Annotated in this window: 8 protein-coding genes; 7 read left to right on the forward strand and 1 reads right to left on the reverse strand. The window is 73.4% G+C overall.

All coding sequences use genetic code 11. The annotated features are described in order from the left end of the window. Positions 1 to 7 precede the first annotated feature (7 nt). The 4 genes from npdG to AB0C78_RS24185 all read left to right on the forward strand — a co-directional run bounded on the left by npdG (position 8) and on the right by AB0C78_RS24185 (position 3,353). A complete protein-coding gene (gene npdG, locus AB0C78_RS24170; protein ID WP_360751544.1) occupies positions 8 to 703 on the forward strand; it encodes an NADPH-dependent F420 reductase in 696 nt (231 codons plus the stop codon). A gap of 318 nt (positions 704 to 1,021) precedes the next feature. Beyond that, a complete protein-coding gene (locus AB0C78_RS24175; protein WP_360751547.1) occupies positions 1,022 to 2,035 on the forward strand; it encodes an ABC transporter permease in 1,014 nt (337 codons plus the stop codon). 240 nt (positions 2,036 to 2,275) lie between these two features. After that, the gene (locus tag AB0C78_RS24180) at positions 2,276 to 2,611 is read left to right on the forward strand and encodes a hypothetical protein (RefSeq protein WP_360751550.1); all 336 of its coding nucleotides are present in this window, start codon (positions 2,276 to 2,278) and stop codon (positions 2,609 to 2,611) included. A gap of 10 nt (positions 2,612 to 2,621) precedes the next feature. Next, positions 2,622 to 3,353, forward strand: a complete 732-nt coding sequence (locus tag AB0C78_RS24185) for a hypothetical protein (protein ID WP_360751553.1) — start codon at positions 2,622 to 2,624, stop codon at positions 3,351 to 3,353. A 38-nt stretch (positions 3,354 to 3,391) separates the two neighbouring features. Here the strand turns inward: AB0C78_RS24185 and panB are convergent, their stop codons facing one another. Further along, positions 3,392 to 4,243 (reverse strand): 3-methyl-2-oxobutanoate hydroxymethyltransferase, encoded by an 852-nt coding sequence (gene panB, locus AB0C78_RS24190; RefSeq protein WP_151540550.1) that lies wholly within the window; start codon positions 4,241 to 4,243, stop codon positions 3,392 to 3,394. Positions 4,244 to 4,469: 226 nt separating this feature from the next. Here panB and AB0C78_RS24195 point away from each other — a divergent pair, with 226 nt between their 5' ends. From AB0C78_RS24195 to AB0C78_RS24205, 3 genes are all read left to right on the forward strand, one after another. Continuing rightward, positions 4,470 to 6,041, forward strand: a complete 1,572-nt coding sequence (locus AB0C78_RS24195) for an MFS transporter (RefSeq protein ID WP_360751556.1) — start codon at positions 4,470 to 4,472, stop codon at positions 6,039 to 6,041. Positions 6,042 to 6,056: 15 nt separating this feature from the next. Beyond that, positions 6,057 to 6,671 (forward strand): TetR/AcrR family transcriptional regulator, encoded by a 615-nt coding sequence (locus tag AB0C78_RS24200; protein WP_360751559.1) that lies wholly within the window; start codon positions 6,057 to 6,059, stop codon positions 6,669 to 6,671. Between the two features lie 217 nt (positions 6,672 to 6,888). Continuing rightward, positions 6,889 to 8,994: a SpoIIE family protein phosphatase gene (locus tag AB0C78_RS24205; protein WP_360751562.1), complete on the forward strand. Its 2,106-nt coding sequence runs from the start codon at positions 6,889 to 6,891 to the stop codon at positions 8,992 to 8,994. The last annotated feature ends 133 nt before the right edge of the window (positions 8,995 to 9,127 follow it).

The following is a 9,127-nucleotide window of genomic DNA, read 5'->3' on the forward strand; positions in this document are numbered from 1 at the left end:
CGGCGGCATGACTGAGCAGCAGCAGAGGACTCCCTACGACCTCCCCGACGTCAGCGGCCTCACCATCGGCATCCTCGGCGGCACCGGGGACCAGGGCAAGGGCCTCGCGCGCCGGTTCGCGCTGGCCGGGCACCGCGTGGTCATCGGGTCGCGGAAGGCGGAGCGCGCGCAGCAGGCCGCCGACGATCTCGGCGCGGACCTGCCCGTGTCGGGCGCGGAGAACGAGGCCGCCGCGGGCGGCGCCGACGTGGTGGTCGTCGCGGTGCCGTGGGAGGGGCACAAGGCGCTGCTGGAGTCGCTGCGCGAGGTGCTCGCCGGCAAGATCGTCGTGGACTGCGTGAACCCGCTCGGCTTCGAGAAGGGCAAGGGCGCGTTCGCGCTGCCGGTCGAGGAGGGCAGCGCCGCCGAGCAGGCCGCGTCGGTCCTGCCGGACAGCCGCGTCGTCGCCGCGTTCCACCACGTGTCCGCCAAGCTGCTGCTGGACCCCGAGGTGGACGAGATGGAGCTGGACGTCCTCGTCCTCGGCAACGACCGCGAGGCCACCGACCTGGTGCAGGCGCTCGCCGGGCGCATCCCCGGCATGCGCGGCGTCTACGGCGGCCGGCTGCACAACGCCGGGCAGGTCGAGGCGTTCACCGCGAACCTGATCTCGATGAACCGCCGCTACAAGGCCCACGCCGGCCTGCGCATCACCGACGTCTGACGGGCGCCCCCGTCCGCGAAGGGCCGCTCCCGCGAAGGGCCGCTCTTGTCCGCGCAGGGTCGCTCCGTCCGCGAAGGGTCGCGCCTGTCCGCGAAGGGTCGCGCCTGGCCGGGCCGGGAGCGACCCTTCGCGTTGCGCGGATCCGATGACATTTCCGGCCAAGACCGCGGCGGTTTGTTGGGCATTTCCGACCAAGCCCGCCGCGCGCTTCCGCGGTTAGGGTGCCGGTGATGGGCCGTCGAGGGACCGGCCCTCGGACCACGCGCGCCGGCCGGGCGACGGCCGGGCCCGTCCGGCGGGCCGACGGGGTGGACTGCCGTGCTCGCTTACATCGTCCGGCGCTTCCTGAGCGCCGCGGTCATGCTCCTGCTGGTCACGCTGGTGACGTTCGGCACGTTCTTCTGGCTGCCGAAGCTCGCCGGGCAGACCACCGATCAGATCGCCGCGTCGTACGCCGGGCGGGCGTCGACGCCCGAGGCGATCGAGGCGACCAAGCAGCGGCTCGGCCTCGACCAGCCGGTCCTCGTCCAGTACTGGCACTACCTGAAGGCCATCGCGGTCGGCCGGGACTACGACGCGGGCCCGGTCACCGACCACTGCCCGGCGCCGTGCCTGGGCTACTCGTTCCGGAGCAGCCAGCCGGTGCTCGGGACGCTCCTCGACCGCGCGCCCGCGACGGCGTCGCTGGCGTCGGGCGCCGCTCTCCTGTGGCTCGCCGGGGGCATCGCCACCGGGGTGGTGTCGGCGCTGCGCAAGGGGTCGTTATGGGACCGCGCGACCATGATCGTCGCGTTGAGCGGAGTGTCGCTGCCGATCTACTTCACCGGCCTGGTCTCGCTCGCCCTGTTCTCCTACACGTGGCGGATCCTGCCCGGCGGCGGCAGCTACCGGCCGCTGACCACCGACCCGGGGATGTGGTTCCGGGCGCTGGTGCTCCCGTGGGTGACGCTCGCCTTCCTGTACGCGGCCATGTACGCGCGGCTGACCAGGGCGGGGATGCTCGAGACGATGAACGAGGACTTCGTCCGCACCGCCCGCGTCAAGGGGCTGCCGGAGGCGGCCGTCGTCGTCAAGCACGCCCTGCGCGCCTGCATGACGCCGATCGTCACCGTGTTCGGCCTCGACCTCGGCCTCCTGCTGGGCGGGGCGGTGCTGACGGAGAACACCTTCAGCATCCCCGGCCTGGGCGAGCTGGCGATCACGTCGATCCAGAGCGGCGACCTGCCGATGGTCCTCGGCGTCACGCTGCTCACCGCGGTCTCGGTGGTGGTGTTCAACCTGGTCGTCGACCTGCTCTACGCCGTCATCGACCCGCGGGTGCGGCTCGGCTGACGGGTCCGGGCGTCGGTGCCGCGCGGGGAGGCGGGGGACAGGGCGTGGCGCGTTCCGGCCAGGAAGGCGAGAATGGCGGGAGCGGTAGCCGACCGCGGCGCGTCCAAGTGCTGACGTTGGGGCATGGACGAGACGGGCGGGCGCGGCGCACGGCGGCGCCCGCCGTGGGTTCTGTGGCGGCGGTCCCGCCGCGCCGGCTCCGGCGCCGCCTATGATCGGCATGCGACAGGGCAGGTGAAGATGAGGCAGATCCGGTCCGCGGACCCGTGGAGCACGTTCCTGGCCCCTCCGGGGCGGGCCGCCGGGTCCGGGGTGCCCGCCGCGCCGGACGCCCCCGGGGCGCCGCACGCGCGCGGCGACGCGGGCGAGGCGGCCGAGGCCGGCGGCGGTGACGTGTACGGGCGGGTGCTCGACCATCTGCGGTCCGCGGACGGGCCGCTGTCGCTGGCGGAGATCCGGCACGCGACCGGGCTCGGGCTGCTGGAGGTGGCGGGCGCGGTGGAGCGGCTGCGCGACCGCGGGCTGGTCTCGATCGAGCGGGAGATCGACGAGGTCGTCCGGCTGACCGGGCGGTGATCGGGACCGGATGGTCGGATACCTCGTCACGGTCTCGCTGAGCTGCCTGGTCGGCGTCGCCGAGCTGGTCAGCCGGTACCGGGACCGTCCCACCACGCTGGTCCGGGTGCCGAGCACCTGGGCCTACGTGCTGATCAACGGGGGCGCGGGCGCCGGGTCGCTGCTGCTCCTGCACACCTTCGGCTGGCGGTTCGGGGTGGCGGCGCCGGACGTGGCCGCGGCGACGCAGGTGCTGGTCGCGAGCCTCGGCTCGATGATGGTGTTCCGCAGCGCGGTGTTCACCGTCCGGGTCGGGGACGAGGACGTCGCGGTCGGGCCGAGCACGCTGCTGACGTCGCTGCTGGCCGCCGCGGACCGGGGCGTCGACCGGATGCAGGCCAAGACCCGCGCGCAGGAGGCGGGGGAGATCATGCGCGGGGTCTCGTTCGCCAAGTCGAGGCTGGCGCTGCCGACGTACTGCCTCGGGCTGCTGCAGAACGTCTCCGCCGAGGACCAGGCGGACCTGCGCACGGCGGTGGACGCGCTCGCGGGCAGCGAGATGACCGACGGGCAGATGGCCCTCAACCTGGGGCTGCTGCTGATGAACGTGGCGGGCCCGGACGTGCTGCGCTCCGCCGTCGACACGCTGCGGGACGAGATCATGGCGGGCGCCCTGCCCGCCGTCCCGGCGCCGCGCAACGGCCAGGCCGGCGAGGGCCGGGCGAACGGCGGCGAGCTGGTCCGCTCCAACCCGGACCAGTAGCCGCCGCCCTCCCGGCCCTCGCCGGCCGGCGGGCGGACTCAGTGGTAGGTGTGCTCGGGGGCGGGGTAGGCGCCGCTGACGACCTCTTCGGCGTAGCTGCGCGCGGCGTCGCCGAGCACGGTGCCGATGTCCGCGAACTTCTTGACGAACTTCGCGGTGTGCGGCGTGAGGCCGGCCATGTCCTGCCAGACGAGCACCTGCGCGTCGGTCTGGTTGCCGCCGCCGATGCCGATCGTCGGGATGGACAGCGACGAGGTGACGCGGGCGGCGAGGTCCTCGGGGACGCACTCGAGGACGACGGAGAACGCGCCGGACGCCTCGAGCGCCTTGGCGTCGGCCATCAGCTCCTCGCCGGCCTGGCCGCGGCCCTGCACCCGGTAGCCGCCGAAGACGTTGACGGACTGCGGGGTGAGGCCGAGGTGGCCCATCACGGGGATGCCGGCGGAGACCATCGCCTCGACCTGCGGGAGGATGCGGCGGCCGCCCTCCACCTTGATCGCGTGCGCGCCGGTCTCCTTGAGGAACCGGGTGGCGGCGGAGAGGGCCTCGGGGACGCCGGTCTGGTACGAGCCGAACGGCAGGTCGGCGACGACCATGGCGCGCTTGGAGCCGCGGACGACGGCGGCGGCGAGCGGGATCAGGTCGTCGACGGTGACCGGGATCGTCGAGTCGTAGCCGTAGACGACCATGGCGGCGGAGTCGCCGACGAGGAGCACGGGGATGCCGGCCTCGTCGAAGATCCGCGCGGTGAGGGCGTCGTAGGCGGTGAGCATCGGCCACTTCTCGTGCCGCTCCTTGGCGGCCGCGATGTCGCGTACGGTGACCCTTCGCCCGCCGGTACCGCCGTAGAGTGCGGTCGGCTGCGCGGGCGGCGCTACAGATGAAGACATGCAGAACCTCCGGTCTTGAGGCGCCACGGTGGCGTACCCAGACGGATCCGATGGTGCCACTTCGAAAACGATTCGGGTAGCCCCCGAGATTCCCGGATCTTCCGGGCGCCGGCCGGAACAAATTACGAAACGCTACGGTTGCGTATCGGTGTAGAGCGGCGTACGCTCCTTACGAAACGAGACGTACCCGTATCGCATTCCCTCCGTCCACGATCCAAGGAGCGCTGTGGACTCCCAGACCGTCCAGCGGCGCCGGTGGTACATCCTCGGCGTGCTGACCGTGAGCCTGCTGGTGGTGGTGCTCGACAACACCATCCTCAACGTCGCGCTCAAGACCATCGCCGACCCCGAGAAGGGCCTCGGCGCCACCCAGAGCCAGCTCGAGTGGTCGATCAACTCCTACACGCTGGTCTTCGCCGGGCTGCTGTTCACCTTCGGGGTGATCGGCGACCGGATCGGCCGCAAGCGCGTGCTGATGGGCGGCATGGCCGTGTTCGCCCTCGCCTCGCTGGCGTCGGCGTACGCCCAGTCGCCCGACCAGCTCGTCTACGCCCGCGCCCTGATGGGCCTCGGCGGCGCCGCGATCATGCCGCAGACGCTGTCGATCATCTCCAACGTCTTCGAGCCGCACGAGCGCGCCCGCGCCATCGGCATCTGGGCCGGCGCCGTCGGCCTCGGCGTCGCCATCGGCCCGCTCACCGGCGGCCTGCTGCTCGCCCACTTCTGGTGGGGCTCGGTCTTCCTCATCAACGTGCCGGTCATCGTCGCCGGCGTCACGCTGATCGCCTTCCTGGTGCCCGAGTCGCGCAACCCGAACCCCGGACGGCTCGACCCGATCGGCGTCCTGCTGTCGGTCGTCGGCCTGGTCGTGGTGTCGTACGGCATCATCCAGGGCGGCGACAAGGGCGAATGGCTGACCCTGGGCACGCTCGGCCCGATCCTCGCCGGGCTCGCCGTCCTCGCCCTGTTCGTCTGGCACGAGGCCCGCACCGCCTCGCCCGCCTTCGACGTCCGGCTGTTCAAGGACGCCCGCATGTCGGCCGCCGTCGCGTCCATCGCGCTGTGCTTCTTCGCCGCCACCGGCGTGTTCTTCTTCACCAGCTTCTACATGCAGTCCGTGCGGGGGCTCAGCGCGCTGGAGTCCGGCGCGATGGTGCTGCCCTTCGCCGCAGCCCAGCTGATCTTCTCCCCGCGCAGCGCGGGCATGGTCCGCCGGTTCGGCGCCAAGGCCGTCTGCACGTCCGGGCTGCTGCTGGTCACCGTCGCGCTGGCGAGCTACCAGTTCGTCGGCACCGACACCCCGATGTGGATCCTCGGCGTGATCTTCTTCGTGCAGGGCGCCGGGATGGCCAACGTGATGCCGCCCGCCACCGAGTCGGTCATGTCCGCGCTGCCGCGCGAGAAGGCCGGCGCCGGATCGGCCGTCAACAACGTCGCCCGGCAGGTCGCGGTCGCGATGGGCGTCGCCGTCCTCGGCTCCGTCGTCGCGTCCGTCTACCGCGGCGACCTGCACGACCGGCTCGCCGCGCTGCCCGCCGGCGCCCGGCAGGCCGCCGGCGAGTCCATCGAGGGCGCGCACGCCGTCGCCGCCCGGCTGGGCACCGCGGGCCACGGCCTGATCGGCCCCGCCGACACCGCGTTCGTGCACGCCATGCACACCGCGTCGATCGCCGCGGCCGTCGTGTCCTTCCTCGGCGCCCTGGTCGTGCTGAAGTGGATGCCCGGACGCGCCGCCGCCCCGGCCGAGGCCGAGCCGGCGGAGCAGGCGGCTCCCGAACCGGAGAAGGCCCGCGTGTGAGAACGTGAGCATGCCATGAACGACACGACGACCAACCGCGCCCCGGGACGTCCGCGCAGCGAGCGGGCCGAGAAGGCCATCATCGAGGCCACCCTCGACCTGCTCGCCGCGGAGTCCGGGGTGGCCGGCGTCTCCATCGAGGCGGTCGCCGCCCGGGCCGGCGTCGGCAAGACGACGATCTACCGGCGCTGGCCCAGCAAGGAGGCGCTGATCGTGGGCGCGCTCGGCGCGGCGAAGGGCGAGCTGCCCGCGCCGTCCGGCGCGTCCGCCCGCGAGGACCTCCTGGAGATCGCGCGGACCTTCGCCGCCGAACGCAAGAAGCGGTACTCGCGCTGCTTCTGGAACGTGGTCGGCGGCGCGGAGAAGTACCCCGAGCTGTACGCCCGCTACAAGCAGGACGTCATCGAGCCGCGCCGCGCCGTCATCCGCGAGGTGCTGCGGCGCGGCGTCGAGACGGGGGAGCTGCGCGCCGACCTCGACATCGAGGCGGGCATCTCGATGCTGACCGGGTCGCTGTCCACCAAGACCCCGCAGGAGACCTTCCCGGAGGGCTACGCGGAGACCGTCGTGGACCTCCTGCTGACCGGGATCGGGGCCCCGTCCCGACCGCGGGACCTGGGCCCGTCCTGACCGCGGGACCGGGGCCCGTCCTGACCGGATCCGGCGGCGCCGGCGGGCGCCGCCGAGGGCCCTGCCCTCGGGAGATATCGCCCGGGAACCCGCATACCGCACGCTTTTCGGCGCGGTAACCGTGATCTTCTCCCGCCGATCACGCGTCATGCCCCATACTGTCGCTGGGTAGTGCTAAGACGACCGGCTGTCTGGAGCGCGTCAGGTGAGATCCGTCATGGCGCCGCGAGGCGATGCGCCCGCCACCGATTCGGCGTCCCGGACCCTGGTCCTGGGCATCGACGGGGCCCGGCGGATCGTCCAGTGCGGACCCAACAGCGCGGCCGTCATCGGCCGCGCACCGCAGGAGCTGATCGGCCGCCCGGCCGCCGACCTCGTCGCCGACGAGGCCAAGGCCGAGCTCGAGACGCTGCTGGAGGCCCTGGCCGCCGGGCAGGAGCGCACCGCCGTGCTCGCCGTCCCGCGCGGCGACGGCGGCCCCTCCCCGGACGCGGTCGTCACCGCCCAGCCGATGCTCGGCGGCGAGACCGGCACCGGCCCCGCCGGCCTGCTCTACGTGCGGGTGCCGCTGCCGCCCAGCGAGCGCTACCAGGACCCGGCGCTCATGCGCCGCGCCCTCATGGACGACCAGCTCACCCGGTTCGGCGCGTCCCTCGACCTCGACCAGTCCGCGCGCGGCCTCGTCGACGTCGTCGTCCCGCACTACTGCAACGCCGCGTCCGTGCTCGTGCTGGAGAGCCTCGTCGCCGCCGACGAGGTGCACAGCGAGTCCGGCGCCGCCGTGCTGCGCCGCATCGCCGTCACCTCCGACGACGGCAACCCCGCCTGGGGCGCCACGTTCCCCGTCGGCGAGGTCCTCGTCTTCCCCGAGGGCACCCCCTACCGGCAGGTGATGGAGACCGCCCAGCCCGTCCACCTGCCGCACATCGACGCCGACGCCGCCGGCGACATCGGCGCCAAATGGCGCCGCCGCCCCGCCGGCGACCTGCTCAGCGGCGTCTCCATGGTGCTGCTGCCGATGATCGCCCGCGACACCCTGCTCGGCTTCATCGCCTGCACCCGCATCCCCGGCTTCCGCAAGTTCGACGCCTACGACGTCGAGATCGGCATGGAGTTCGCCGCCCGCGCCGCCATCGTCATCGACAACGCCCGGCAGTTCAGCCGCGAGCGCTCCACCGCGCTCGCGCTGCAGCGCAGCCTGCTGCCGCTGCGGCTGTCCGCGCCGTCCTCGGTCGAGGTCCGGCACCGCTACCTGCCCGGCAGCAAGCTCGTCGAGGTCGGCGGCGACTGGTACGAGTCGATCGCGCTGCCCGGCGCCCGCGTCGCACTCATCGTCGGCGACGTCGCCGGGCACGGCGTCCGCGCCGCCGTCACCATGGGCCGGCTGCGCACCGCCCTGCACACCCTCGCGAACCTCGAACTGCCGCCCGCCGACGCCCTGCACGTCATGCACGAGCTGATGATCGAGCTCGGCGAGCAGGAACCGCACTTCGCCACCTGCGTGTACGCGGTCTACGACGCCACCACCGGCACCATCGAGATCGCCTCCGCCGGGCACCTGCCGCCGCTGCTGGCGAGCCCGTCCGGCGACAACGAGTACCTGACCGTCCCGCCCGCGCCGCCGCTCGGCGTCGCCGGCGGCGCCGCCATCGAGAGCCGCGAGTTCACCGTCGAGGACGGCAGCCTCTTCGTCATCTACACCGACGGCCTCGTCGAGAACCGCGGCCGCGACATCGACGACGGCCTCGCCCGCCTCAAGGGCATCTTCGGCCCCGGCGCCGCCGACCGCCCGATGGAGGACCTCGCCAAGGCCACCCTCGCCGGCGTCTACGCCGACCAGCACCGCGACGACATCGCCGTCCTCATCGCCCGGCTGCGCCGCATCCCCGAGGACCGGTTCGTCTCCTGGACGCTGCCCGCCGACCCCGCCGCCGTCCGCCGCGCCCGCGGCCTCGTCCGCACCCGGCTGGCGGAGTGGGGCCTGGACGAGCTCGACTACACCACCGAGCTCCTCGCGTCCGAGCTCATCACGAACGCGCTGCGCTACGCCCCCGGCCCGATCGAGCTGCGCCTGCTCTTCGAGCGCACCCTCGTGTGCGAGGTTCTGGACCGGTCCGCCGCGCTGCCCCGGCTGCGCCGCGCGGAGGACGACGACGAGAACGGCCGCGGCCTCCTCGTCGTCAGCCAGCTCGCGCACCGCTGGGGCACCCGCCGCACCGCCGCCGGCAAGGTCGTCTGGTGCGAGCAGATCGTCCCCGGCATCGACCCCGACCCGGTCGACCTCGACTCCAGCTGGCCCGGCGAAAGCCACCACCGGGAGTGACCCCCGCCCACACCGCTCGAACCCCGGCCACCGGTCGCGGGCGGGCACGCGGAGCGAGTGCAGCGAGCGGAGCGGGCCCGCCCGGCGAGCGGGAGGCCGGTTGGGGGGGAGCTACCACGGAGCGGGGCAAGGC

Source organism: Actinomadura sp. NPDC048394, from assembly GCF_040651755.1.
Classification (GTDB): Bacteria; Actinomycetota; Actinomycetes; order Streptosporangiales; family Streptosporangiaceae; genus Spirillospora; species Spirillospora montaniterrae.